General features: G+C 44.0%; 21 protein-coding genes and 1 tRNA gene. 10 read left to right on the top strand and 12 right to left on the bottom strand.

Translation table 11 applies throughout. From position 1 onward, the window contains the following. Positions 1-115: 115 nt before the first annotated feature. The gene (locus B0682_RS09690) at positions 116-259 is read right to left on the bottom strand and encodes a helix-turn-helix domain-containing protein (protein ID WP_240494966.1); all 144 of its coding nucleotides are present in this window, start codon (positions 257-259) and stop codon (positions 116-118) included. A 391-nt stretch (positions 260-650) separates the two neighbouring features. On the opposite strand from B0682_RS09690, the gene fadB reads away from it, so the two are divergent. Together fadB and fadA are read left to right on the top strand one after the other, a co-directional pair. Continuing rightward, entirely contained in the window at positions 651-2804 is a 2154-nt protein-coding gene (gene fadB, locus B0682_RS09175; RefSeq protein ID WP_078308423.1) for a fatty acid oxidation complex subunit alpha FadB, read from the top strand. Between the two features lie 119 nt (positions 2805-2923). After that, positions 2924-4096: an acetyl-CoA C-acyltransferase FadA gene (gene fadA, locus B0682_RS09170; protein WP_078308422.1), complete on the top strand. Its 1173-nt coding sequence runs from the start codon at positions 2924-2926 to the stop codon at positions 4094-4096. A gap of 89 nt (positions 4097-4185) precedes the next feature. On the opposite strand, the gene asd is transcribed toward fadA, so the two are convergent. Further along, positions 4186-5100 (bottom strand): archaetidylserine decarboxylase, encoded by a 915-nt coding sequence (asd, locus tag B0682_RS09165; RefSeq protein ID WP_078308420.1) that lies wholly within the window; start codon positions 5098-5100, stop codon positions 4186-4188. Positions 5101-5309: 209 nt separating this feature from the next. On the opposite strand from asd, the gene B0682_RS09160 reads away from it, so the two are divergent. From B0682_RS09160 to B0682_RS09155, 3 genes are all read left to right on the top strand, one after another. Then, complete coding sequence (locus B0682_RS09160) at positions 5310-5666, top strand: zinc ribbon domain-containing protein YjdM (protein ID WP_078308419.1); 357 nt, start codon at positions 5310-5312, stop codon at positions 5664-5666. Positions 5667-5695: 29 nt separating this feature from the next. Beyond that, complete coding sequence (locus tag B0682_RS09730; RefSeq protein ID WP_276206639.1) at positions 5696-5818, top strand: hypothetical protein; 123 nt, start codon at positions 5696-5698, stop codon at positions 5816-5818. A 155-nt stretch (positions 5819-5973) separates the two neighbouring features. Beyond that, positions 5974-7788 (top strand): YadA-like family protein, encoded by a 1815-nt coding sequence (locus tag B0682_RS09155; RefSeq protein ID WP_078308417.1) that lies wholly within the window; start codon positions 5974-5976, stop codon positions 7786-7788. A 72-nt stretch (positions 7789-7860) separates the two neighbouring features. Here the strand turns inward: B0682_RS09155 and ispE are convergent, their stop codons facing one another. From ispE to gatC, 10 genes are all read right to left on the bottom strand, one after another. Further along, positions 7861-8961: a 4-(cytidine 5'-diphospho)-2-C-methyl-D-erythritol kinase gene (gene ispE, locus B0682_RS09150; protein ID WP_143823362.1), complete on the bottom strand. Its 1101-nt coding sequence runs from the start codon at positions 8959-8961 to the stop codon at positions 7861-7863. Continuing rightward, the gene (locus tag B0682_RS09145; RefSeq protein WP_078308416.1) at positions 8958-9701 is read right to left on the bottom strand and encodes an outer membrane lipoprotein LolB; all 744 of its coding nucleotides are present in this window, start codon (positions 9699-9701) and stop codon (positions 8958-8960) included. The genes ispE and B0682_RS09145 overlap by 4 nt, the downstream gene beginning before the upstream one ends. A 7-nt stretch (positions 9702-9708) precedes the next feature. Then, positions 9709-11697: a tetratricopeptide repeat protein gene (locus B0682_RS09140; RefSeq protein ID WP_078308414.1), complete on the bottom strand. Its 1989-nt coding sequence runs from the start codon at positions 11695-11697 to the stop codon at positions 9709-9711. Beyond that, complete coding sequence (parC, locus tag B0682_RS09135) at positions 11687-14023, bottom strand: DNA topoisomerase IV subunit A (protein ID WP_078308413.1); 2337 nt, start codon at positions 14021-14023, stop codon at positions 11687-11689. Before parC ends, B0682_RS09140 begins: the two co-directional genes overlap by 11 nt. A gap of 205 nt (positions 14024-14228) precedes the next feature. Next, a tRNA-Pro gene (locus B0682_RS09130) sits at positions 14229-14305 on the bottom strand. A 60-nt stretch (positions 14306-14365) separates the two neighbouring features. Then, positions 14366-15358, bottom strand: coding sequence for a DNA cytosine methyltransferase (locus B0682_RS09125; protein ID WP_078308411.1), 993 nt, complete (start codon positions 15356-15358; stop codon positions 14366-14368). Next, a complete protein-coding gene (locus B0682_RS09120) occupies positions 15355-16230 on the bottom strand; it encodes an NgoPII family restriction endonuclease (RefSeq protein WP_078308430.1) in 876 nt (291 codons plus the stop codon). Before B0682_RS09120 ends, B0682_RS09125 begins: the two co-directional genes overlap by 4 nt. A gap of 5 nt (positions 16231-16235) precedes the next feature. Further along, positions 16236-17753, bottom strand: coding sequence for an Asp-tRNA(Asn)/Glu-tRNA(Gln) amidotransferase subunit GatB (gene gatB, locus B0682_RS09115; RefSeq protein WP_078308410.1), 1518 nt, complete (start codon positions 17751-17753; stop codon positions 16236-16238). 199 nt (positions 17754-17952) lie between these two features. Continuing rightward, positions 17953-19446, bottom strand: a complete 1494-nt coding sequence (gene gatA / locus B0682_RS09110) for an Asp-tRNA(Asn)/Glu-tRNA(Gln) amidotransferase subunit GatA (protein ID WP_078308408.1) — start codon at positions 19444-19446, stop codon at positions 17953-17955. Positions 19447-19551: 105 nt separating this feature from the next. Then, positions 19552-19857 (bottom strand): Asp-tRNA(Asn)/Glu-tRNA(Gln) amidotransferase subunit GatC, encoded by a 306-nt coding sequence (gene gatC, locus B0682_RS09105; RefSeq protein WP_078308406.1) that lies wholly within the window; start codon positions 19855-19857, stop codon positions 19552-19554. A gap of 475 nt (positions 19858-20332) precedes the next feature. Here gatC and B0682_RS09100 point away from each other — a divergent pair, with 475 nt between their 5' ends. The 5 genes from B0682_RS09100 to B0682_RS09080 all read left to right on the top strand — a co-directional run bounded on the left by B0682_RS09100 (position 20333) and on the right by B0682_RS09080 (position 25781). Then, a complete protein-coding gene (locus tag B0682_RS09100; protein ID WP_078308405.1) occupies positions 20333-21361 on the top strand; it encodes a rod shape-determining protein in 1029 nt (342 codons plus the stop codon). Between the two features lie 25 nt (positions 21362-21386). Further along, complete coding sequence (gene mreC / locus B0682_RS09095) at positions 21387-22283, top strand: rod shape-determining protein MreC (RefSeq protein ID WP_078308403.1); 897 nt, start codon at positions 21387-21389, stop codon at positions 22281-22283. 81 nt (positions 22284-22364) lie between these two features. Beyond that, positions 22365-22826 (top strand): rod shape-determining protein MreD, encoded by a 462-nt coding sequence (gene mreD / locus B0682_RS09090; RefSeq protein ID WP_078308402.1) that lies wholly within the window; start codon positions 22365-22367, stop codon positions 22824-22826. Between the two features lie 43 nt (positions 22827-22869). Next, positions 22870-23574 (top strand): Maf family protein, encoded by a 705-nt coding sequence (locus B0682_RS09085; protein WP_205760135.1) that lies wholly within the window; start codon positions 22870-22872, stop codon positions 23572-23574. Between the two features lie 140 nt (positions 23575-23714). Beyond that, positions 23715-25781 (top strand): Rne/Rng family ribonuclease, encoded by a 2067-nt coding sequence (locus tag B0682_RS09080; protein WP_143823361.1) that lies wholly within the window; start codon positions 23715-23717, stop codon positions 25779-25781. The last annotated feature ends 275 nt before the right edge of the window (positions 25782-26056 follow it).

The following is a 26056-nucleotide window of genomic DNA, read 5'->3' as shown; positions in this document are numbered from 1 at the left end:
ATTGTCAATTTCCACACCAATCGATACAAACCATTTACCGCCTTTTTTAAAAACGGTGGCGTTTAAAATTTTTCCATTAAAACGCAAATTTTCTTTGAGCTTTACCCAACCTAAGTTAGGAATTTTTATCCGCTTCGTGTTGTTTTTGCCACTCGGCTAATGCCCAGTTGTAGGCAAGACGTGCGATACCGCAAGCTTTATTAAAGTAGGTGGCTTGTTTGTTATTGGGAGCAAGTTCTATCGTGTGTCCTAATATCATGGATTTTCTTTAATCATCTGTTTGACTTGCTTTTTGTATTTTTTAAGTCCATACAATCGGCTACTAAAGCTATGAATAATAGCAAGCATGTCTTCAACCAACTCCAAAGACATGCTGATTCCAAAAAAGATAACAGCGATAAACTCACAAAACAACCAAAAGCATGATTTTACCATGAATCCAGTGATGACGGATAAATGACTTATAAGTCATTGTGAGGTTTGTGGCACATCAGAAAATATCCTACACTAAGGCATGACCCACTAAGTCTTGCAACCGTTGCTTGATTTTAGTTGCTTGATTTAACTTCATAACTGAATAACTGAATAACTGAATAACTGATAATCAAATCATCAAATCATCAAATCATCAATTCATCAAGGAGTATCCCATGATATACCAAGGAGACCGTATCCAAATTGACATCATAGATGATGGCATTGCCAACATGCACTTTAATGCCAAAAATGAAAGTGTCAATAAATTTGATGCCCAAACCAACCAACAATTCACAGAAGCGGTTACCGCTTTACAAAACAATGACACCATCAAAGGCTTGGTGGTTACCAGTGGTAAAGGTGTATTCATCGCTGGGGCGGACATCACCGAATTTATCGGTTACTTTCAACAGAATGAAAGCGACATCAAAAAGTGGATTATGGACATCAATGCGGTGTTTAATCGCTTTGAAGACTTGCCATTTCCCAAAGTTGCTGCCATCAATGGGGCTGCGTTGGGTGGTGGTTGTGAGATGACTTTGGTGTGTGATTACCGTGTTATGAGTGATGACGCCCAAATCGGTCTGCCAGAGACGCAATTGGGCATATTCCCCGGCTTTGGTGGCAGTGTGCGTGCCCCACGCATCATCGGTATTGACAACGCTTTAGAATTGATTGCCACTGGCAAGCCACAAAAATCCACCGAAGCGTTAAAATTAGGCTTGGTAGATGCCGTGGTTGCCCAAGATGGGCTGATTGATGCTGCCATTGATTTGGTTAAAAAATGTATTGCAGGTGAGCTGAATTGGCAGGGCAAACAAGCAGAAAAACGCAACCCTGTTAAACTCAATGAATTAGAGCAACGCATGGCATTTGATTCTGCCAAAGGCGTGATTTTTGCAAAAGCCAATCCCAAGCAATACCCTGCTGTGGCGTTGGCAATTGATGCGATTGAACAACACGTCAATCTGCCACGTGATGAGGCAATCGAAGTTGAAGCGACTCACTTTGCCAAAGCTGCCAAAACCCCACAAGCCACTGCTTTGGTTGGGGTATTCTTAAACGACCAAGCCGTCAAAAAACTGGCAAAACAGCACAGCAAAGATGCTCATGATATTCATGAAGCCGCCGTGCTTGGGGCGGGCATCATGGGCGGTGGCATCGCCTATCAGGCCGCCAGCAAAGGCTTGCCCATCATCATGAAAGACATCAAAGCACAACAGCTTGAGCTTGGCATGAATGAGGCAAGTAAACTGCTTAGCAAAGGTGTTGAACGTGGCAAATTGACCAATGCCCAAATGGGGGAGACGTTGGCACGCATTCGCCCCACCTTAAACTATGGTGATTTTGCTGAGACTGACATTGTCATCGAAGCGGTGGTGGAAAACCCCAAAGTCAAACACGCCGTACTAAAAGAAGTCGAAAGCTTGGTTAAAGATGATTGCATCTTGGCATCTAACACGTCCACCATTTCTATCAGCCATTTAGCAACCGTGCTTGAGCGTCCAGAGAATTTTGTCGGCATGCACTTTTTTAACCCTGTGCATCGCATGCCCCTTGTGGAAGTCATTCGTGGGGTGCAATCTTCAGAGCAGGCGATTGCCACCACCGTGGCGTTGGCACAAAAAATGGGCAAAATGCCTATTGTGGTCAATGACTGTCCCGGATTTTTGGTCAATCGTGTGCTGTTCCCCTATTTTGGGGCGTTTGACTTATTGGTCAAGCAAGGGGCAGACTTTGCCCATGTGGACAAAGTCATGGAGAAATTTGGCTGGCCCATGGGTCCTGCTTATTTGATTGACGTGGTGGGTTTAGACACAGGCGTGCATGGTGCTGAGGTGATGGCTCAAGGATACCCTGACCGCATGAAACCTGATTATAAAGGTGGCATCAAGCACCTGTTTGACAATGAGCGTTTGGGACAAAAAAATGGCATGGGCTTTTATCAATACGAAAAAGACAAAAAAGGCAAACCCAAAAAGACCGTTGATGCCACCACGTATGAACTGTTGGCACAAGTGCAAGATGATGACAAACAACGCTTTAGTGATGAACACATCATTGAGCGAATGATGCTGGCATTTTGTAATGAAACCGTGCGTTGCTTAGAAGATGACATCGTGGCAACCGCTGGTGAAGCAGACATGGCAATGTTGATGGGCTTGGGTTTTCCGCCGTTCCGTGGTGGACCTTGTCGATACATCGACCAGATTGGTTTAGACAACTATTTGGCACTGTGCAACAAGCATGCCCACCTTGGCAAAGCTTACCAAGCCCCCCAAAAAATCCAAGGTATGGCAGCGTCAGGCAAACGCTTTTATGAATGATGAGTTTATGGATAATGATGTCATCATCACCTTTATCCAAATACCGATAAATCACAACACCCATGAATACAACCCCCATGAACACAACTAAATACAACACTCATAAATAAGGAATAACAATGACAACTTTAAGTCCCAAAGACGTGGTGATTGTCGATGGCGTACGCAGTGCCATGGGCAAATCAAAAAACGGCATGTTTCGCCATGTGCGAGCCGACAACCTATCTGCTGAGTTGGTCAAAGCCTTGGTGGCACGCAATCACTTTGACCCAAAAGACATCGAAGACATCATCTGGGGTTGTGTCAACCAAACCTTAGAACAAGGCATGAACATCGGTCGCAACATTGGCTTATTGGCAGACATTCCTAAAACCACAGGTGGCCAGACCGTCAATCGCCTATGTGGCTCGTCCATGCAAGCCCTGCACACCGCCGCCGCCCAAATCATGACCAATCAAGGCGATGTGTTTATCATCGGTGGTGTGGAGCATATGGGGCATGTGGGCATGATGCACGGCATTGACATCAACCCTGCGGTGTCCAAACATTATGCCAAAGCGTCCAACATGATGGGTCTGACGGCTGAAATGCTCGGTCGCATGAATAACATCAGCCGTGAACAGCAAGATGCCTTTGGGCTTGAGTCGCACCGCCGTGCGTGGGAAGCCACTCAAAAAGGTCGTTTTGATAACGAAATCATCGGCATAGAAGGTCATGACGATGAAGGCAAATTACAACGTTGCACGGTAGATGAAGTGATTCGCCCCGATGCCACCATGGAATCCATGCAAAAACTACGCCCTGTATTTGACCCTGTTCATGGCACAGTTACCGCCGCCACCTCATCAGCCTTATCTGACGGTGCGTCTGCCATGTTGCTGATGAGTGCTGACAAAGCCAAAGCGTTGGGGCTGACACCCAGAGCTTGCATTCGCAGTATGGCAATCGCTGGTTGTGATGCTGCCATCATGGGTCATGGTCCTGTACCAGCCACCCAAAAAGCGCTCAAACGTGCTGGCATCAGCCTTGACGATGTCCAAACCATTGAACTCAACGAAGCCTTTGCCGCTCAAGCGTTATCTGTATTAAAAGCCTTAAATCTAACCGATAAACAAGACATCATCAACGTCAATGGTGGGGCAATTGCGTTGGGACACCCATTGGGTTGTTCGGGGGCTCGCATTCTTGTCACCTTACTTAACGTCATGGAGCAACAAGACACCCAAATCGGTCTTGCCACCATGTGTATCGGCTTGGGGCAAGGCATTGCCACGGTGATTGAAAGAATTTAATGACACACGATAAATTAATGACGCACGGCGATTGGTCAAACAAACCGTTTTGAATTCAAAACGGTTTTGTCTGTTTTGTTTTTTCTGCTTTAAGGTGCTGATGATGTTGACGGTGATTTAGCCCCCATTTTTTGCCCCATTTTAACCACACTGCCTTGATGAATGTCGGCTTGCCACATCACCCCTGCCTGTTTTGGCATCAGCACAATGGCGGTTGAGCCCAAATAAAACCGCCCCAACTCCTCGCCTTTATTGAGCATGATGTCATGGTTTAACTCTTGAACATGATTGCTTCGTACGATTTTGCCCGTTGCCACCGTCTCTATGCCTGCCACAATCATCGCCCCCACCATCACCACAGCAAAGCGTCCTGTCTGCCCATGAGCAAACGTGGTTTCAAACACACACACCAAACGCTCATTGCGGGCAAACACATCTGGCACGTTTTGAGCCGTCGCATCATTGACCGAAAACAACGTCCCCGGCACATAACGGGTCTTTAGCAGACGGCCATTTAATGGCATATGCACACGGTGATAGTTACTGGGCGCAAGATACACCGTGGCAAAACTGCCATCGGTAAAATATTGCCCATCATCAAGGTTAGCAAGCAGTTGAGCCACTGAATAATCACGTCCTTTGGCTTGTAATATCTGTTGTTTGTTCATGTGTCCAAGGGCAGATACCACCCCATCAGCAGGGCAAGCAATGCCATTTGGCGAGTCATCAATGGGTCGTGCGTCTTGTGCCAGCTCACGAGTAAAAAAATCATTAAAACTGTCGTATTGGCTTAAACTTTGGCGTTGATATTCGTCCAGCTCAATGTCATAGGCATTGGCAAATCCGTGAATCAGCACCTTTTTTAACATGGCATGACGTGAACTGGCAAGTTGTCCAGCCACTTTGCTTAGGGTTTGTTGGGGGATAAGGTGTTGCACGGTGGCAAATAGCTTGGCGGTCAGATGCTGACTGGGTTTAATGCTGGGTTTGATGGTGTGTCTCATGGTGTTTCTCTCTGATGTTGGCACATGGGTGATTGATGGGTGATTGGATTGATGGGTGATTGTGATGGAATGACGCTTATTTTAGCATAAGTGAAACATGGTAAATTAACCGATAAAAACGTACAATACGCACAATACTTAAGTTAACCAAAAAATCAGTTAACCAAAAAACCAGTTAACCAAATGAACAAACAATAGGTGAGAATATCATGAGTCTACCCAACTGCCCAAAATGCACGGCCGAATATACCTATGAAGATGGGGCATTGCTGATTTGTCCGATGTGTGGTTACGAATGGACGCAAGCGGAAAGTGATGCCCAAGAGCAAGCAGACAGCGACAGCCCAATCATTCGTGATGCGGTGGGCAATGTGTTGCAAGATGGCGATGTGGTAACGGTGATTAAAGACTTAAAAGTCAAAGGCTCATCAACACCGATTAAGGTTGGCACTAAGGTGAAAAGCATTCGCCTAATCCATGATGCCCCTGATGACCATGACATCGACTGCAAAATCGAAGGCTTTGGGGCGATGAAACTTAAGTCATCGGTGGTTAAAAAAGCATGACGTGATGACAGATGATGACTGCGTAAAATTTGGGACATAAGAACATCAGTAAAGCACATGGTACGATTGCCATTCAAGAGCTGACCGCTCATTTTGATTGGTTTGACACGCTTGGCTTACTCATCATTCTTAATCTTACTAAAAAAAAGTAAGGAGTTTGACAAAAGAGCAACCATCGACTAAACTATGCTTGACTGCTTGACTGCCATATCTACGTCTACGTCTTTCATGCTTGTGGTCTGTTAGTTAGGTCAGGTTATTTAGATGCTGTCTTAGACATTATGATAACCATCGTGGAGATGACCTTATGAAACGTACAACCTTAACTCCCCCTCCCTTAAAAATCGCCATTGTCAGTGCCATCTTAGGCTTAGGTGCGGTGTCTGGGGCGAATGCACAACAAACTCAGCAGAGCCAGAGCTTAAGTATGCAGCAAGTAGAAGCTGAGATAACGCAGTTAGAACAAACTCTTACGAATGGAAAACAATTACAAAACGATCAAGTAATTAAGCTTCTATCATTATCTCATATCCGAAATCTTCACGCTATCCGAGAAAACAGCCAAAAAGCTACAAATGCAGGAAATCTTTATTTTACTCAGACAAGAACGGTGGGAGCAAACGAAAGCAGATCCAAGGAAAACGAAAAGAAGATTACTGAAAACACAAACAATATTGATAAAAACATTAAACAACTGAGCCAAACTCAAAATGCTCTGATTGAGCAAAATGAAGAAATTAATCAAGATATTCAAGGGGTTGCAGAGCTTGTAGAAAGCCAAGGCAGTCAAATTGAGAAAAACAAAACTGCCATTGAACAAAATGCTAATAAAAACCTTATCAATGTGTTTGAGATTGAGAAAAATAAGACTGCCATTGCTAAAAATAAAAAACATATCAAAGACTTAGCAAGAGCTCAGCTTGCTGGCGTGGCGGTCATGGAGGAGCTAGATAAAAATATCCAAGAAAATAAAGCTGATATTTCTTCAGTAACCAAAAAAGCCTTTCAAAATCAAATTGACATTCAAAAAAACAACAGCTCTATCGAAGATCTGTATGAAGCCACCAGTGATAACTTGGATAAAATCTCACAGCTAGATGGCGCAGTGTTTAACAATACTCAAAACATCAAAGATTTGGTTGCTTACAGTGAAATGCAAGACAAATACGCTCAACAGCAAACCGATGCGATTGATGCACTCAACAAAGCAAGTTCTGAAAATACGCAAAACATCGAAGACCTAGCCGCTTATAACGAGCTACAAGATGCCTATGCTAAACAACAAACTGAAGCCATTGACGCTTTAAACAAAGCAAGCTCTGCTAATACCGATAATATTGCTAAAAACCAAGCAGATATTGCTAATAACATCAACAATATCTATGAACTTGCTCAACAGCAAGATCAGCATGCCTCTGACATCAAAAACCTTGGTAAAGCAAGCTTAACCAATACCAAACGTATTGCCACTGCTGAACTGGGCATCGCTGAAAACAAAAAAGACGCTCTGATCGCCAAGAAACAAGCTAACCAAAACAAAGCTGACATTACCACCAACAAAGCTGACATTACGAAAAACAAAGCTGGTATTACCACCAATAAAGCTGATATTACGAAAAACAAAACCACACTTGCTCAACATCACCAAAGAATCGATGCAAATAAAAGAACCATTGATGCAAACCAAAGAGCCATCGAAGCAAAATTGGGTGGTAAAGTAGATGCCCAAAAATTGGTGGATTTAGAAACAAAAGTTAAGCAAAATCAAGACAAAGTTGACGAAAGATTGACAACCGTCCAAGAAAACTATAGCCAACTTAACACACAAGTCCAATCCGTCGACAACAAAGTTGGCACTGTGAATGCTCGGGTTAATGACCTAAATGATAAGGTTGAAAACAGCATGGCTGCCCAAGCTGCCTTAAATGGTCTGTTCCAACCCTATAATGTCGGTAAAGTCAGCGTCTCTGCAGCCGTTGGGGCTTATGGCTCAAAATCTGCCATCGCTGTCGGTGCAGGCTATCGTGTTAACCCACACTTGGCATTTAAAGGCGGTGCAGCCATTAACACCAGTGGCAGTAGAAAAGGCTCTTATAACCTTGGCATTAACTACGAGTTTTAATCGTTAATAAAATCTGTTCATCAATAAAAGCTTAGTGTCCCAAAAAAGCAGTCAGTTAATTGACTGCTTTTTTTATACCAAAGATTCCACCACCACCGCCTGACAAAGTGCGTTTTTATGCCAATGCTGTTGCCAATATTGTAACAGTGTGGGGTCTGTGTCGTCGTCGATGGGCAAAAATACACATGCCCCAGAACCCGTTAACCGTGGGGTAGCAGATAGCTTGTGTGTGTGGCAAAGATGCCATAACGCATCAAACGCACTCGCCACGTCATCGCTTAACTGCCTAACCACAGGTTCAAACACATTACAAAATGGTGGCACAAGTCGGAATAAATAGTCATCTTGTCTATCAACCAACTCTGCGGTGCTGAGCATGGGCAAGTTTCGTTGTAATTGGGCATGGGCAAACAACTGAGCGGTGGCGATGTGTGCCTGTGGCAATAACAACAAGTGGCGTTGATTGGGCAATCTAACTGGCTCAAGCACATCACCGATGCCTGTGGCATAAGCGTCCTGCCCCAACACAAAGATTGGCACATCTGCCCCAAGCGTCCGCCCAATGGATTGTAGTTGTGGATTGGATAAACCGAGTTGCCATAGGTGGTTGAGCATCAACAAAGCAGTGGCGGCATTAGAAGAACCGCCACCCAGCCCAGCCCCTGTGGGAATGCGTTTGTCTAAGCTGATGTCAATGATGGGCAAAGAAACTGGCATGGCAGTGGCATGCTCTGCCACGTAAGACAGCAGTGCGTCAGTCGCCTGATGGATAAGATTGTCGGTTACAGAGGGCGTGATGCCATCAGCCCCATTTAAATGTATGGGGCTGATTGATGTTTGTGTGCTTTCTTTTTTTGTGCTTTCTGTTTTTTTGATATGTGCTTTTGTCGCCAAATAATCGGCTAAGACAAACTGCCTTGCCAATGGCTCAAATCGCATGGCATCGCCCCAATTCACCAGGCGGAACAGTGTCTGTAGGTCATGATAACCATCTGCCCGCCTACCTGTGATGTGTAAAAAAAGATTGAGCTTGGCAGGGGATAATAGCCAAGATGATGCCATGGTTGGGGTTGGGCAGTTGTCTGATGCCATGTGGTTAATGATGGCATGAGCGGTTGGCATTGATGGCAGATGCCTTGCTGTTGCTTGCTTTATCGTTGCTCTCTTTATCATTGATGGCGGATACTCATGGTGAGTTTACTGCCATTGGCATGGGTGGCAGTGATTTGATTGGGCAAGGCGTAAGGATATCCATCAAGGCGTGTATCATGGTGATGCTTGACATCATTGGGATAGGTAAAATGGGCTGTCCACTCACCATTAACCGCTTGTGTCAGGCGGCCATGTTCGTCTTGATGTTGGGTGGTGTCTGATGGGGCTGGTGAGCCTGACAGCCAATAGGGTAGGTGTGAGATGGGGGCTTGCCAGTTGGTTGCTTGCAATAACAAAGCTTCAGGGGTTGGGGCAGTCATTGTGCCTATGCGGGCATTCTTTAACATGGCGGTACTGCCATTGTATGTGATGGTGGTCAAGCCTAAGCCCAACGCCCCTTGCAACTCAATGGTAAAGCGGTCTTGTTCTTGCCCCCACGCATAAAAGGCACTGCCAGCTTGGTTGTTGCTGGTGTTGACCATGCCAATTTTGCCCAACAGTGCAAATTTATCTGGTTTGATGGGGGTTAGCGGTGTCATGTCTGATGCTGTAATTTCTGATGCCTTGATTTCTGACGCCTTGATGTCTGAGACCGTTTGTGCGGGCATGTTACTGGCTGTGGTGTTAGGCGTGCTTTGACAACCAACCAACCATGATGCTGACAGCACCGCAGATAGGGCAATGCTGGTGCGATGTTTGCATGGGGCTAATTGAGTGCGTGAGTCAGGGCGAACAGATGGGTCAGGGTGGTTAATACGCATAAACGTCTCATTTGTTTGGGCTGTTGCTGTCTAAATTAGAAAAATAGGCGTCATCATAGCCAAATCTTTGTTGCAAGTCAGTGAGCAATTTGTCAACTTGTTGCTGGTCATTAAGACCATGATAAGCACTTAACAACATGATGCCAACCTGTAAATCCGCTTCGATGGCATACATGTCCTGTAAATATGCCACCACTTTGGCATGGTCGCCTTGCCTTAAAGCACCACGAGCCAGTAACTGAATGGCTCGGCGATGATGATGGTGGTCATGGTTAGGGTCATCAAACGGCACATCAGCAATGCGTTGTGCCAGCTGTTGCCCTTTGACAGAGTTGGGGTCGTTGTCTAAAAGTAATTCTGCCAAGTTTAACACATAAAGGGAATCATCAGGATAGGCATGTGTTAAGCGGGTGAGCAGTTGCTGTTTAAGAGCAAAATCACGCTGATTATCAAGCAGTTGGGTATAAGCGTACAAAATCGCTTCTTTATTCCCATAAGTCTGTAATGCCATTGCCAAGATGGATTTGGCATCGTCATGTTTGCCTTGTTGGTGCAAAATGTCCGCTTGCAAAATATCGGCATCATGGGCGTATTGGGGGTATTGCTGACGTAAGTCGTTGATGATGCTCAAGGCGGTATTAGGCTGATTTTGTAATAACGCAAACGCCACCATTTTTTTGCGCGCGTTCAGCACCAATTCAGCTTGATTGACGTTGGCATAAAACTCATAAGCACGGTGATACAAATGCTGACGCTCAGCACTGATGGCAAGATAATGATTGGCTTGGTCTTGATAATGGGCATCAGTCAGTAGGTGTTCTAGCAGTTGCTCAGCTTTGGCATAATCTGCCACATCAATGCCCACCAGTCCTGCCAGCAGCGTCAGCTCGTGGTCATCTGTAAATCGGTCATGCGTGCGTTGTAGTAACTGCCACGCTTGCTGGCTTTTTTTTAACGCCAGCAAGTGGCGGACTTGTGCCAAATACAGCTCTTTGTTGTCAGGCAGTTTGCGTTGTTGTTGTTGCAAAAATGTCAGCACGTCATCTGAAGAAGCGGTTTGTTTTAAAATGTCGGCTTTTAGGTTGATGACCGCCAAATTATCAGGGTTTTGTCGCAAAGCTCGGTTGATGTGTAACAGTGCCAACTTGGCTTCATCAAACTGCAAAAGCAGACCTGCTTGTAATACTGACAATGACCAATTTTGTTCGCTGTCAAGCTGTTGTAAGGTGGCCAAAAGACGGCGTTGTTCGCTCTCTTCGGTGGGATAAATGCCTTGTAATAATTGGCTTAAATCCGCTTTTGGGTCATATTGTAAAATCTGCTTGAGTGTTTGACTGGCCGTTTCGTAATCACTCGACTGTAGGGCAAGGTGAGCCACATAAAATAACGCAGGCGTGTGTGCTGGATTGTTTTTTTGCCAATGCGTCGCAAATTGCAATGATTGTGGCGTGTCTTCATGGTGTAAAGACAGTTGTAAGGCACGCTCAAACACTGGACTGGCATTGTCTTTAAAGGCTTGTTGTTTATATAAATCCAAACCCACGTCAGTTTGCCCCCGACTGATGGCAAATTCAGCCAATAACAGTTGATACAGACTGGGTTTTTGATGGTGATTTTCTTGCTCAAGCCGTTGTGTGGTGGTGTGTGTTGCGATGATGGTGTCGGTTGAATGGTCTTGTGGTGAATTGGTGATGTCCTTGGTTGTTTTTTGAGTTGTTTTTTGAGTTGTTTTTTGGGTCGTTTTTTGAGCTGTCTTATTGGTTGTGCCTTTAAAAAAAGAATAAGGCTGGCTGGGGGGAGATGATGTGTTGGCTGGATCGTTGTTTTGCCCATCGATGCCATCTGTTGGGTTGGCTTGGTTGGCTTGATAGTTGGGTATCAATACCCTTAAAATGGGGTCAAAAATCCCCGCCTGTGTCATCGGTGTGTGGCACAGCAATGCCACACCAATGCCAAGTGATAAAAGCCAGTTGGGGCGATGATGCTCAAACCACATCTAACCCACTCACATTGTGAAATCCCCTTGGTAACTGGCTGCCTCGATTGCCTCGTTTGCCTTGATGGTTGGCGATGTCGATGGGTTTTAGAGTCATGTGGCGTTTGCCTGATGTTACCATTAAGCTGTCATCATGATGCAACGTGGTTACCGCCAACACCTCTTCATTGTCTTTTAAATGAATGAGTTTATTGCCTTTACCACGAGCTTGCTTGGGCAGGTCTGCCAACTCAAATACCAACAGATACCCTGCTGATGTCGCCACTGCCACCAAATCATGGGCAAATGAGGCCGTTTGTTCACTGCTGTTGTGTTCATCTTTATCTTGACTGTTTTTATCTTGATTGTCTTTGTGTTGATTGTCATCGCTGTCATTAGCATCATTAATCAGCTTAATGGGCAATAGTTTGGCATTATCGGCAAAATTGATGATGTTTTTGCCTGCTTTTTGATTGCTGTCTAGGTTGCCAAGCTGATTGATAAAGCCATAACCTTGTGAGCTGGCCAGCAGTATTCTTTGTTCATCATCTCCTGCCAACACTTGCACGAATCTTGCTCCTGATGGTGGTTTTAGCATGCTGGTCAATGGATCGCCTTGCCCACGAGCAGATGCCAAGGTGTGGGCATCAATGCCATAGCTGCGTCCTGTGTTGTCCATGACATAGATTTTGGCGTTGGATTTGCCAAAGGCGTGCGACTGATAGGCATCACCTGAGCGGTAATTCATGTTGATTGGGTCAATGTCATGCCCTTTGGCGGCTCGTATCCAACCTGCTTGTGATAAAATGGCGGTAATTGGCTCACTTGGCACAAGGTCTGATTCTTTTAGGGCTTGGGCATCTTCACGCTCAATAACTGGGGAGCGACGAGAATCGCCATGTGTTTTTAGGTCTTCCTTTAACTCGTTAATCAGTCGTTGCGTTAGGCTGTCAGGATTTCCCAACTGTTCGTGGATAATGTCTCGCTCAGCTTTTAGCTCACTTTGCTCTTTTTTGATGTCAATCTCTTCAATTTTAGCAAGCTGTCTTAGGCGAATGTCTAAGATGGCGTTGGCTTGAGTTTCACTCAGCTCAAAATCGTGCATCAGCTGGGCTTTTGGGTCATCTTCTTCACGAATGATGGCAATGACGGCATCAATATTCAAATAAGCGATGAGCAGCCCTGCTAAGATGTGTAAGCGGTTATCAATTTTGTTCAAGCGATATTGCAGACGGCGAATGACGGTGGCTCGGCGGTAACTGAGCCATTCACTTAAGATGTCTTTTAAGTTCTTGACTTGTGGTTTGCCATTTAAGCCAATCATGTTTAGATTTACTCGATAACTGTTTTCAAGGTCAGTACTGGCAAACAGATGACTCATCACCCTTGCCACATCAACACGATTTGAACGCAATGTCAGTGTGATGCGACAAGGGTTTTGGTGGTCGGATTCATCGTGAATATCCACCACCCATGGCAGTTTTTTATGGGTCATCAGTCGAGCGATTTGCTCTTGTACCTTGCTACCAGAGACTTGATAGGGCAGGGCGGTGATGATGATTTGGGTTTTGTCATTGGGGTCGATGTGATACACCGCACGCATCTTATAACTGCCTTTGCCTGTCTCATAGATGGTTTGTAGTTCAGCTTTAGATGTGATGATTTCAGCATCGGTTGGCAAGTCAGGGGCAACAATGGATTGAGTCAACTGTTTGACGGACAGCTGTGGATTTTTAAGTAACCTGATGGCGGCTTGTACCACTTCGCTGATGTTGTGTGGTGGAATGTCGGTTGCCATGCCCACGGCGATGCCTGTTGTGCCATTGAGTAAAATATTGGGCAGGCGAGCAGGCAGGGTAGCAGGTTCGGTAAACGAACCATCAAAGTTGTCTTGCCAATCCACCGTGCCTTGTTCCAACTCTGTGAGTAAGGTGTTGGCATAACTGCTCATTTTGGCTTCGGTATATCTCATGGCGGCAAAGGATTTTGGGTCATCAGGACTGCCCCAGTTGCCTTGTCCAGTAATCAGCGGATAGCGGTAACTAAACGGCTGTGCCATCAGCACCATGGCTTCATAGCAGGCACTGTCGCCATGTGGGTGATATTTGCCCAACACATCGCCAACCGTGCGAGCGGATTTTTTGGGTTTGGCAGATGATTTTAGCCCAAGCTCACTCATGGCATAGATGATGCGTCGCTGGACAGGTTTTAGCCCATCAGCAATGTGTGGCAATGCCCTATCCATGATGACATACATGGCATAGTTCAGATAAGACTGCTCAGTAAACTCAGCAATCGAACGGTTGTCTATGCCGCTTGCGACTAAAACTCTGGTGGTGTCGGTCATTTGGTGTCTCTTTTTATACGCTGTCTTGTCTGATTATAAGCTGTTTGGACATATTGCAATTGATGTGAGCATTCATTTTAATCAAGCTCTCAATGATTATACCCAAAAAAATAAGGGGTTGCCGTATGATACGAACAACCCCAAACAATAGTACAGTATATAATATAGTACAGTAACAGTATATAATATAGTACAGTATATAATATGGTCGGGACGGCAGGATTTGAACCTGCGACCCCTTGCACCCCATGCAAGTGCGCTACCAAGCTGCGCCACGCCCCGAAAGAATGGTTTATTTTACCCAATTTTTTTTGATTTGCAAGGGTTAACACAAAAATTATTTTAGCTCAGTTGGCAAGCGATGGCTTTAGCAACATGGCATGCCAGTTGTACTGGAACAGCATTTCCAATCATTTTATAGCCATCATTTAGTGAGCCATAAATAAATTCAAAATCATCTGGAAAACCTTGAATTCTGGCACATTCTCTAATGGACAGTCTACGATATAAATCCAAGTCTGTTGAAGAAAATTCAAACACGTTTTTAGTAACTTTGGTCATTTTGGGGGCTTGTGGGTGTTGGGGAGCTTGTCTACCACTGGCTTGAATGGTAAAAGATGGTTCATGCCAACTACGGACACGATTTCGGCTCATATAAATGGGTGAATAACTTCCAACAAAATACTCGTGGTTTAATATGTAGCAATCATCACCATTGGTTTTATTATTTTTTATGGCAGGAATGGCCGTTTCTTTTAAATCAAAAATCACATCGTGTAAGTTTTTCTTTTTTTTATCAGGCACAGGTTTTGGAAATTCAAAATTGGTGATGTTTAAATCATGGCGAAAACCGACATAAAAAACCCTTTTGCGATTTTGTGCCAGACCATAATCATAGGCATCAAGCAATTTGATAAAAACATAATAACCTGCTTGTTCGAACATTTTAAGGATATTTTGAACAGCACTGTCATGACGTTTAGCAAGCATGCCTGACACATTTTCAGCAACAAAAAACTTTGGCTGTTTGGCTTTTAGGATACGAATATAATCAAAAAATAATTGACCACGCTCGTCATTAATGCCTCGTAATGCCCCTGCTTCACTCCAACTTTGACAGGGAGGGCCGCCAATAATACCATCGCAATCAGGAAAAACATCTGCTGAAAACTGGCGAATGTCTCCTTTTAGTAAGCGATTAGGATGGTTTTTTTCATAAGTTGACCAAATTTTTTTGTCATATTCATTTGCCATCAGTACATCAAATCCTGCTTGGCGAAATCCTAAGTCCATACCGCCAGCTCCAGCAAATAAGCTAATGAGTGTTGGTTTCATGACTTTGCCTCACTAACGGGGATATGAAACTCAATCAGTTTGGCAGATACTAATTGAGCAGGATTGTTTGGGTTTTTAATATGAATATCAGAAATATTTGCCGTTTCAATGGTGTTAATTTTATCAATCAAATCTTGCCGATTATCTAAACTTTGCCATTTTTTATTGTTGATTATCGTCATAAAATTAAATTGATGGTCATAATTACGCTGATACACATATTCAAATACTCGAAAAGGATTTTCTATGTGCCACATACCACGCACACGTAGGTTCGTTATGCCTAATGGGTCTATGCGTTTAATTTTGCCAAGCTCATTGGTTGGATGAAACTCAACACCTTCAATGGTTTCTACCCCAGATTTGATACGCTGTTTTACTGTTTCATAAACTTCATGGGCGGCAGCGTAGTCAACGCCATATACAAAACATAATGAAGTTAAGCATTCATTGCCCACAACGCCAACCACATATAACATGTCTTTTTCTTGCCAAGCTTCAGCTTCTTTGCAACTGACAGTGAGCATTGGATTATCAGCACGTAAAGTAGATTTGGGATGGCTGGAATTAAGGGCAAGGGCAGCGTTTTTAGATTGAATTTTTTTCACTTCAATCGCATCATCACCTTTTAACATCATATCTGGTGGATTGCTGGTATTGCCAAGATAGGAAAAATGCTCACTAACCTTTTGATTGCGGATATTGTCATTTAAATCAAAGCCATTGATGAATAAATCTTGCACATAACGCTCCAAGGCGTCGCCCACGTTATTGATTCTATTTTTACCGATGTAAATGGTTTTTAAATCGACAATGGGATTGTTAAGCAAATTCACAATGGCATTGATAATATTAGCTGTATTAGCCGTCATTATGCTCATTCCCCCAAAAGCGTCTTTAATATTTCATTGACTTGTTGTGGATTTGCTTTACCACGACTGGCTTTCATCACCTGCCCAACCAAGCCATTAAACGCTTTTTGTTTACCGCTTTTGTATTCATCAACCATGGCTTGATTTTTTGCCAATACATCTTCGATAATGGCTTTAATCTCCCCTGTGTCGGTGGTCTGTTTTAAACCCTTCTTGGTGATGATGGTGTCTACCGCATCGTCATGATTACCCCCTTCACCTGCAAATAAGGCACTAAAGGCTTGTTTTGCCAGTTTGCCTGATAAAGTCTTGTCATTAATGCGTTCAATCAATTTGGCAAGTTGTTCGGCAGAAATTGGCGATTGTTCTATGGTTTTTTCGTCTTTATTTAATGCCCCAAGCAAATCCCCCATGATCCAGTTGGCACTTATTTTTGCGTGTTGCTTACCCACGATTGCCACCACGTTTTCATAATAATCTGCCAAGGCTCGGCTGGCGGTTAAGATTCGGCTGTCGTATTCTGACAGACCCAGCTGAGCGACAAATCGCTCACGGCGGGCGGTGGGTAACTCTGGCATGGCTTTACGGATTTGTGTGATGGTGGCATCATCAATGTGTACAGGCAACAGGTCTGGGTCAGGGAAGTAGCGGTAGTCGTTGGCTTCTTCTTTTTCACGCATGGCACGAGTGGTGTTGGTGATGGGATCGTATAGGCGAGTGGCTTGTGTGACTTGACCACCGTATTCAATCAAATCAATTTGGCGTTCTATTTCAGCATTGATTGCCATTTCAATAAAGCGAAATGAATTTAAGTTTTTAAGTTCATTACGAGTGCCAAAGGGCTGACCGGGTTTGCGTACCGACACGTTACAGTCACAGCGGAATGACCCTTCTGCCATGATGGCATCAGAGATTTTAAGCCAAGTAACCAGCTGATGAATGGCCTTGGCATAAGCAACCGCTTCTAAACTTGATCGCATGTCAGGTTCAGAGACGATTTCAATCAGGGGTGTGCCTGCACGATTTAAGTCCACGCCTGTCATCTGTGGCACAGCGTCATGCACTGATTTGCCAGCATCTTCTTCTAGGTGAGCACGAGTGATGCCAATGCGTTTGGTGTATTCGTTTTTTTCCCCTTCATTGACCACGATGTCAATATGACCTTTACCCACGATGGGGTGAGCCATTTGGCTGATTTGGTAGCCTTTGGGCAGGTCTGGATAAAAGTAGTTTTTGCGGTCAAAGGCGTTCATTGTGCCAAGCTTAGCATTGATGCCAATACCGAATATTAAGGCTTTTTCTACCACGTCTTTGTTAAGCACAGGCAACACACCGGGCAAAGCCAAATCAATGATGTTGGCTTGGGTATTGGCTGGCTGACCAAACTCGGTAGAAGCAGGTGAAAAAATCTTGGTCTTGGTATTTAATTGACAATGGATTTCTAAGCCAATAACGACTTCATAACCATCAACCAAAGGGGCATTGTGTATGGGGGCATTTTGTATGGAGATATGTTGGGTCATTCATTTTTCCTAAAGTGTTATCATATGAAATGTGAGCGATTAAACATAAGTCATTAAACATAAGCGATTAAGTCAAACGGTGTTGGCTAATTTTTCTAAAGCGATTTGCATCAATTTTCCTTAATCTGAGTATCTTTTCTTAATCTGGTCTTAATCTGGTCTTAATTTGGTATCAAAGCAAAATCATGATTGAGAACTTTTAGCCCTTGGCAATCGGTGATAAACTCTGATGAAAATCGGTAACCTGCTGATAAGTATCCGCCACATTTAATAAAATTTGCTCTTGCCAATGATTGGCAATCAACTGCAAACCCACAGGCAAATTCATCTTATCAAAACCAATCGGGTGGCTTAACGCAGGTAATCCTGCCAAATTCACCCCAATGGTGTACACATCACCCATATAAATTTCACTTGGGGTTAAGCTTGCCCCAATTTCATAAGCAGTGGTGGGGGTAGTTGGCGTAGCGATGACATCGCAATGGGCAAAGACATTGGTAAAATCATCACGGATTAAACGGCGAACCTTTTGAGCTTTAACATAATAGGCATCAAAATAACCCGCCGATAACGCATACGTCCCCATCAAAATACGCCGTTGCACTTCTGTTCCAAAGCCTTCAGAGCGTGAGCGGGTATATAAATCATGCAAATCTGCTGGATCATCACAACGATGGCCATAACGCACCCCATCATAACGAGATAAATTAGAAGACGCTTCAGCAGGGGCAAGCAGATAATAGGTGGCAAGGGTGATTTCTGGTTTGGTCAAATGCACATCAACCAAAATCGCCCCAAGTGCTTCATATTGCTGTAACGATTGATGAACCATGGTTTTAACATCATCGTTCAAGCCATCAGCAAAATACTCTTGTGGTACACCGATTTTTAGCCCTGCTAATGGCTTGTCGTCCATGGCTTTTGCGTGATGATTGTGCAAGGTTTCTACCCAATTTGGCACATTTTTATTGACGCTTGTTGAGTCCTTTGGGTCATGCCCTGCCATCACTTGCAACAGATAGGCACAATCTTGGGCAGACTTGGCAAAAACCCCTGCTTGGTCAAAACTTGACGCATAAGCAATCATGCCAAAACGAGAAATCCGCCCATAAGTTGGCTTAATCCCTGTCAAACCACAAAAGCTGGCAGGTTGACGGATTGAGCCACCTGTGTCTGACCCTGTGGCAATCGGAGCAAGCCCTGCTGCCACGACTGCCGCACTGCCACCAGACGACCCCCCTGGAACACGGCTGATGTCCCATGGATTATGCACTGCCCCAAAATATGAGCTTTCGTTATCCGACCCCATGGCAAACTCATCCATGCTGGTTTTACCAAGTGTTACCAATCCTGCATCTAAGCATTTTGCCACAATGGTGGCGTTATAAGGGGCAACATAATTGGCAAGCATTTTTGAGCCACACGTGGTCAAAATACCATCGGTATTAAAAATATCTTTATGAGCTAAGGGAATGCCTGTTAAGGGGTGGGCATTGCCTTGGCTCAGACGTTTGTCAGCTTGTTTGGCTTGTTGTAAGGCAAGCTCTGGCGTCACGGTGATAAAGCCATTAATGTCTTTATCATGTTTGCCAATGCGGTCAAGAAAATGTTGGGTAAGCTCCACACTGCTAAATTGATTGTTTTTTAAGCCATCTGATAGGGCCTTGACAGATAAGTGATGTAACTGAGTCATGGTGGCTCTCTTGTCATTTTGTTTAAAAATAAAAATTGTCTAAAAATAAAAATTGATTGTGTTTTGAATGTCTTATTAATTAAATATCTTGTATCTTGTTCAAAATCACTCAATCACTTGTGGCACAAGATACAAACCGTCAGCCGTGGCAGGGGCAATCGCTTGATTTTTTTCACGATTGATGGTTAAGCTTTCTGCATTCATCACATCATCACGTAATGGTTGAGTCATGTCATGCACATTGGTAAGTGGTGCGATGCCATCGGTATCCACATTGGATAAAATGTCCATCATCGCTAAGATTTTACTTAAAGCCTTGGCATAACTATCTGCTTGCTCTTTACTGACGACAAGGCGAGAGAGTTTGGCAATATCAAAGATGTCTTTACTGCTTATTTTACTATTTGTCATAACCACTCCAATCATAATCAATAAAACGTCAATGACCGTTATTATAGTGCATATGGAAAGTTTTTTTTAGTGGTGAATGCGTCAGTAAAACAGGCAAAGCCATCAGTATCCAAATAGGAACACGCCCTATATGGTAAGGTTTTTGTAATAAAAATAAACAAAAATCATCAAGTTGGTAGCAGAACATGCATGTTAGTAATTTTACTTAAGATTAATTGCACTTAAACCAACAAAAAAGCAAAAATCCCCATGATTTTTTTATCGTTAATCGGTATAATCTAGCGCTATTTAACCCCTAACCTTAAACCTCTATGTTAAATAACTTGATTCATTAATCCTTAAGTTAATTAACAAATGAATGAACAATGAATTAACATAAGTTACCCCATGTGGATTTTATTGGATTTGGCTTGCTTTTCATCTTAACGTGCCTGCTTGACCATTCGTTACTCAACAGTTGCTGGATAATCGAAACATGAACCTTTTTGGATTTTTATCAACCAACATTGCCATTGACCTAGGCACTGCCAACACATTAATTTTTACCCCTGGTAAAGGGGTGGTGTTAGACGAGCCAACCGTGGTGGCATTGCGTAGCAACCGTACCCAAAACCCAACCGTAGCAGCGGTTGGTTTAGATGCTAAGCAGATGCTGGGCAGAACACCTGACAACATCACCGCCATTCGCCCACTTAAAGACGGTGTGATTGCTGATTTTGAAGTCACACAACAGATGCTGAAACATTTTATTCATAAAATCAAAGCCAAAAAAATGTTCGCTCAGCCCAATGTGGTGGTGTGTGTGCCATGTAAGTCGACTTTGGTTGAGCGTCGTGCCATTCGTGAAGCGGTCAGCTCAGCGGGGGCAAACAAAGTGTTTTTATTAGAAGAGCCGATGGCAGCGGCAATCGGAGCAGGCATGCCTGTGCATGATGCCAGTGGCTCTATGGTGGTGGACATTGGTGGTGGCACAACCGAGATTGCGGTCATATCGCTGTCAGGGTGCGTGTATGCTGATTCCATTCGCATTGGTGGTGATATTTTTGATGAAGCCATCATCAACCATGTGCGACGCAATCATGGTTGTATCATTGGTGAAACCACTGCTGAACGCATCAAAACAGAAGTCGGTACTGCCATTGATGAAGGCGAGCCACTGGAGGTTGAAGTGCGTGGGCGGAGCATGGCAGAAGGTGTGCCTAAGACTTTATCAGTAACCTCCTCAGAAGTACAAAAATCCCTAAGCGACCCATTAAGTGGCATCATCACTGCTGTTAAAGAAGCCCTTGAGCAGACACCGCCTGAGTTGTCATCAGACATTGCTGAGCGTGGGATTGTTTTGACTGGTGGTGGGGCGTTACTGCGTAACCTTGACCATTTGATAGCCAAAGAGACAGGCCTGCCTGTAACCGTTGCTGAAGACCCATTGACGTGCGTGAGCCGTGGTGGTGGTCGTGCGTTAGACTTTATTCACAATAAGTCTTTGAATATGATTTTTGTATAATGAGCCATTTTTATATCATGAGCCTATGAACTCAAGCATCTTTGCTCGTCAGCCACTGTCCTTACGATTGACCGCCATTTTTCTGGTGTTGTCAATGATATTGATGTGGGTAGATAGCAAAAACCCCACTTGGTTTGACAAGCTAAGAAGCACCAGTCACGCAACGATGCAACCGATTTATCAGTTTTCTGTTGTTCCTAATTTTGCGACCCATTGGGGCATGGGAACGTTGCAGAGTAAAGAATCTCTTCGCCGTGAAAACATACAGCTTAAAACTCAGCTGATACATGCTCAAGCAAAATTGCAACAGCAGGACTATGTGCTGGCACAAAACGCCCGATTGCAAGGTATCTTATCCACCACCAAGCCAGACCAATATAATCTACAACTGGCACAAGTCATTGGTACGGACACCAACCCTATTAATCAAATCGTGGTTCTCAATCAAGGACGACATAATGGTGTGCGTGTGGGACAGACGGTGATTGATGAAAATGGCATCTTAGGACAAATCATTAACGTCTATCCCAATACCAGTCGTTTGCTGTTGATTACTGATGACCAGCAATCTGTTGCCGTAACCATCAAGCGGACAGGACAGCGAGCAATCGTTACTGGCACAGGCGAGCCCAGTGAGCTAAAGCTTGACTATGTGTTTAAAAACGCTGATGTGCAAGTCGGTGATGAGCTGATTTCATCTGGCTTGGGTGGTCGCATTCCTGCAGGTTATCGAGTTGGCACAATTAGCCACATTGACCCCATACAGAGTGATAACTTTGCCAATATTGCGGTCAAGCCAGCTGCCAATTTTATTAACAATGCTTTTGCTCTGATTTTACAAGATAAAAATGATGCCATTAATCCACCGACCAATGAGCCATCGCCAACCAAGCCATCGCAACCAGTCAGTGATGTGTCTTAGCCATTTTAGCCATCTTAATCAGATGCGTCTTAATAAACTGCCTGTGAGAAATGTGCTGTGACTAAATTGGGCGAGAGCAAGATGAAATGGCTCAAGCTGATGCTCTCTTTGATTGTGGCATCAATGCTTAATGTCTATCCGCTAAGCCCAACGTTGGCATTATTTCGCCCCATGATATTGATGATGGTGCTGATATTTTGGCTGATGTTCCGTCCACAGATAGCAAGTATGGGGTTGGCGTTTGCGATTGGTTTGGTGGCGGATTTTTTAATGGATACCCGAATCGGACAACAGGCATTCTCTGCGGTTTTGATGGCGTTTGTGTTGCGTTTTGCCAGTGGATACGTTAAACGGCTGACGTTGCTAAGTGCGTGGCTGTTAGCAAGCATGTGTTTGTTAACTTTTCAGCTCAGTTTGTGGTTATTGCAGTACATTACCCAAAATCTTTTTGTCCCCCAATTTGGCTTATCATTGATGGTCAGTATGTTCAGTTGGCCTTTGCTGTTATTGTTGTTGCCAACCGAACAAAGCACATCGGCTTAAACTGGCTTAAATTTGGTGAATTTGTTAACTGTTTTTTTATCTTATGTTAGATTTGCCCATCATTTTAGCGTCAGGTTCTCCCAGACGGCGTGAATTGCTGACCCATTTGGTTGAAAAGTTCACGGTATTACCTGTCGATGTGGACGAAAGCAAGCACACTGATGAAACCCCCATACAATACATTCAGCGTATGGTGGTGGATAAAGCGGTTGCCAGTATCGCTTACCTTAATCAGACTAAGAATCAGATTGAGTGTGAATCAGAGACTGTCAATCAATCATGGCTTGATGGCGTGAATCATACCCATGCGTTATTGATATTAACCGCAGACACCATTGGCGTGTTGTCTGATGACACCGTATTACTTAAGCCCACTGATTATGATGATGCCAAGGCGATGTGGCAAAGCATGTCAGATGATGTGCATGAAGTTTGGACAGCGGTACAAGCCACCTTAGTCACCAAATCAGCAAACGGGTGCCACCCCCCAATTTGGCAACAATCTTGGCAACAGTCATTGCTTGAGCAGACAACCGTGTCTTTTATTAAGCTGAGTGATGATGACATGCAAGCGTATTGGCAGACAGGAGAACCAGCTGATAAAGCAGGGGGTTATGCCATTCAAGGTAGGGGAGCGGTTTGGGTACGACGCATCGAAGGCAGCCATACCAACGTGGTGGGTTTGCCATTGGCTCAAACCAAAGCCCTAATCGAAGCAGGTCAAAAGGCATGTCAGAGAATGGGTTAAAGGTCAGACATGACGCACATGTGCCACACAACTTTTACCCATCCTTATTCTGTCTTTATGGACTTTTTTTGTTATCATACCCATCATCTCTTAACATAAGAAGCAAATCTTAACATAAGCACCAAAAGGCAAAATCACTCATGTCCGAAGAAATTCTCATCAATATCAGTCCCATGGAGTCCAGAGTTGCCTTAATGGACGATGGTGTGTTGAGTGACATTTATATTGAACGTCATAACAAACTGGGTTTGGTGGGCAACATCTACCTTGGTACGGTGGTGCGAGTATTGCCAGGAATGCAGGCGGCATTTATTGACATAGGGCAACAGCGAACGGCATTTTTGCACGTTAATGACATGCAAAAACCCAAAAAATACGATGACAACACACAACAGACGGTGTCGTCAGCAGTGGTGATGGCCACGACCAATAACCCCAGCGTGCCACCGATGCCATCATTACCGTTGCCAACAGTACCAACAGCACCACCGTTGTCGACAATGCTAACCATGCCAACAATGACCACAGAACATGCACAAGCACCTTCATTGACAACCAACCCTTATTTGCATCTGTTGGTTGACCCACATCAGCCTTTATCGACCAATCATTTTATCAGTAAAAGCACATATAATAAGGCTGGCAACTCTTTAGATGGCATGACAACTGAGCCTAGCAGACAAGACGTAACCACCGAAAATACAGCGGTTAACACTCTGTTGATTGACGATAACCCGTTGATGAACAACAATCTGCTGATTGATGACGCAACAACGGATACTTTGGCTCATCACCACCACACCAATCAAGATGAAAAAACGTCATCAGACAACACAATAATGACGTCATCAGCAAAGGTAACCAACTTATTGAACCGTATGACCACTTTCACCCCACCACGCACCCTAACAACCGTGCATGGTGAGCCTACTTTACCAAACAGTACCAGTAAAGCCAATAAAAGACCCATAAAAATCAATCCAAAAGAACTCATTCAAAATCGCCTACATGAAGGGCAACGCATCTTGGTACAAGTAACCAAAGACGAACTAGGAACAAAAGGAGCAAGGCTGACCACACAAATCTCGTTACCATCACGTTACCTTGTGTATATTCCTTCTAGTGACCATATTGGCGTGTCGCAACGCATTGACAATGAAACAGAGCGTCAGCGACTTAAAGGTGAACTGAGCGGACTGATGCAAAAAGTCAATCTACAAGGTGGCATCATTGCTCGCACAGCCGCCGAAAAAATTCCAGCCCACAAACTAGAAGAAGACATTGGTTATCTGTTACAACTTTGGCGTATGGTCAAAGAACGTCAAAGACAACTGAGTCACAATCACCGTTCTGTGTTAATTTACCAAGAATTATCTTTGCCATTTCGTGCTTTGCGTGATTTGGTGCATGCTCAGACCAATAAAGTGGTGGTCGATGATGTGCGTACCTTTGAAGAATTAAGGCAGTTTGCCCAAGAGTTTGTACCCATGATTGTGCCTAAACTGGCACTGCATCAATCTGAGCAAGCATTGTTTGACATTCATCGAGTGGAAGAAGACCTAAAAGATGCCTTAAAAAGACGAGTGGAGCTTAAGTCTGGCGGTTATCTTATCATCGATCAGACCGAAGCCATGACCACCATAGACGTGAATACAGGCTCTTACGTTGGTGGTCGCTCTTTAGAAGACACCGTGTACAAAACCAATCTAGAAGCCACCCACGCCATTGCCCGTCAGCTAAGGCTAAGAAATTTAGGCGGCATCATCATTTTAGATTTTATTGACATGCAAGAACAAGAGCATAAAGACGATGTGCTTAGCAGTTTGCAGCTGCAATTACAACTGGATTATGCCAAAACCAACATCACCCAAGTCAGTGAGCTTGGATTGGTAGAAATGACTCGCAAACGCACCCGTGAATCACTGGAACAACTGCTTTGTGAACCATGTAGCACATGTGGTGGACGAGGATTTGTCAAGACTGTCGAAACCGTGTGTTTTGAAATTTTTCGAGAAATCATGCGATTTGCTCGAACCTATAACAACCCCAAACAATTCACAGTCGTGGCACATGCGTCCGTTATTGACTTATTGCTCACCAGTGAAGCCGATACGGTGGCAGATTTAGAGTACCTGCTTGGTCGAGTCATCACCTTTGAAGTGGAGCAGTTATATACCCAAGAGCAGTATGACATCATCTTAGATTGACATCCTCTTGGATTATAAGGAAATCAGGTGAAAGAACACCAAATTAAAGAGAAAAAATAATCCCTTGCAATCTTTTTGTTAACGTGTATAATAGCACCACTTTAAAGATTAAGCAGATAACAATCACGCTGTCTTTATACTCATCTCACTATATTCAATGTCTTACATTCCACAGTTAAGTTAAGTTAAGTTAAGACTAAATTGCGAGTACGCAGTAACTTAACTGGTAAGACGTTTCCAAACACACACTTAAGCTAATTCGTGTCTATGACAAT

It is taken from the genome of Lwoffella lincolnii (assembly GCF_002014765.1).
GTDB classification, from domain to species: domain Bacteria; phylum Pseudomonadota; class Gammaproteobacteria; order Pseudomonadales; family Moraxellaceae; genus Psychrobacter; species Psychrobacter lincolnii.
Note: the sequence above shows the minus strand (reverse complement) of the source record. Positions and strands in the feature narration are given on the sequence as shown.

Coding starts and splice junctions, on each gene's coding strand:
- gatB (WP_078308410.1), bottom strand. CDS start 17,753: ATGACCCAACATATCTCCATACAAAATGCCCCCATACACAATGCCCCT.
- B0682_RS09690 (WP_240494966.1), bottom strand. CDS start 259: ATGATATTAGGACACACGATAGAACTTGCTCCCAATAACAAACAAGCC.
- B0682_RS09145 (WP_078308416.1), bottom strand. CDS start 9,701: ATGCGTATTAACCACCCTGACCCATCTGTTCGCCCTGACTCACGCACT.
- B0682_RS09120 (WP_078308430.1), bottom strand. CDS start 16,230: ATGACGGCTAATACAGCTAATATTATCAATGCCATTGTGAATTTGCTT.
- B0682_RS09085 (WP_205760135.1), top strand. CDS start 22,870: ATGTTAGATTTGCCCATCATTTTAGCGTCAGGTTCTCCCAGACGGCGT.
- fadA (WP_078308422.1), top strand. CDS start 2,924: ATGACAACTTTAAGTCCCAAAGACGTGGTGATTGTCGATGGCGTACGC.
- parC (WP_078308413.1), bottom strand. CDS start 14,023: ATGACCGACACCACCAGAGTTTTAGTCGCAAGCGGCATAGACAACCGT.
- B0682_RS09155 (WP_078308417.1), top strand. CDS start 5,974: ATGAAACGTACAACCTTAACTCCCCCTCCCTTAAAAATCGCCATTGTC.
- B0682_RS09160 (WP_078308419.1), top strand. CDS start 5,310: ATGAGTCTACCCAACTGCCCAAAATGCACGGCCGAATATACCTATGAA.
- B0682_RS09140 (WP_078308414.1), bottom strand. CDS start 11,697: ATGTGGTTTGAGCATCATCGCCCCAACTGGCTTTTATCACTTGGCATT.
- B0682_RS09100 (WP_078308405.1), top strand. CDS start 20,333: ATGAACCTTTTTGGATTTTTATCAACCAACATTGCCATTGACCTAGGC.
- gatC (WP_078308406.1), bottom strand. CDS start 19,857: ATGACAAATAGTAAAATAAGCAGTAAAGACATCTTTGATATTGCCAAA.
- asd (WP_078308420.1), bottom strand. CDS start 5,100: ATGAGACACACCATCAAACCCAGCATTAAACCCAGTCAGCATCTGACC.
- B0682_RS09080 (WP_143823361.1), top strand. CDS start 23,715: ATGTCCGAAGAAATTCTCATCAATATCAGTCCCATGGAGTCCAGAGTT.
- mreC (WP_078308403.1), top strand. CDS start 21,387: ATGAACTCAAGCATCTTTGCTCGTCAGCCACTGTCCTTACGATTGACC.
- gatA (WP_078308408.1), bottom strand. CDS start 19,446: ATGACTCAGTTACATCACTTATCTGTCAAGGCCCTATCAGATGGCTTA.
- fadB (WP_078308423.1), top strand. CDS start 651: ATGATATACCAAGGAGACCGTATCCAAATTGACATCATAGATGATGGC.
- B0682_RS09125 (WP_078308411.1), bottom strand. CDS start 15,358: ATGAAACCAACACTCATTAGCTTATTTGCTGGAGCTGGCGGTATGGAC.
- mreD (WP_078308402.1), top strand. CDS start 22,365: ATGAAATGGCTCAAGCTGATGCTCTCTTTGATTGTGGCATCAATGCTT.
- ispE (WP_143823362.1), bottom strand. CDS start 8,961: ATGATAAAGAGAGCAACGATAAAGCAAGCAACAGCAAGGCATCTGCCA.